Below are 381 nucleotides of genomic sequence, written 5' to 3' on the forward strand. Positions count from 1 at the left end.
CGTTCCTCGATATCACGATCGAGCTCGGCCATCTCCGCATCGATGTTCATGACCTGAACGGCAAATTTCGCGACCGTGCTCGCTGCCACGTCCTGACCCGCCACCCGCACATGTTGCGACTGCGCCGCGTTGATCGCCTTCGCCGCAATCTGGGCAGCGTTGTAGGCCTTACGCTTCCGTAGCCACGCCTGCAACCGTGCCTCTCCAAGTCTGCGGATCCCGTCCGGCGTCTGATAGCCCGACAGCAAGATCAACGTCGCTTTGACGTTACTGATGTCCAACGCCCGCTCGAGGGCCGGAAAATATGTACTCAGTAGTGCACGGAGTCGATTGATGGTTCGGGTTCGATCTCGCATCAGATCCGTCCGCCTCGAGGTCAGA

Annotated in this window: 1 pseudogene; it reads right to left on the reverse strand. The window is 59.6% G+C overall.

From position 1 onward, the window contains the following. Positions 1-281: pseudogene (locus CVH10_RS18165) on the reverse strand (IS110 family transposase); the annotation flags it as partial. Positions 282-381: the final 100 nt, after the last annotated feature.

The organism is Halomonas sp. ND22Bw (assembly GCF_003011945.1).
Lineage (GTDB): Bacteria > Pseudomonadota > Gammaproteobacteria > Pseudomonadales > Halomonadaceae > Halomonas > Halomonas halophila.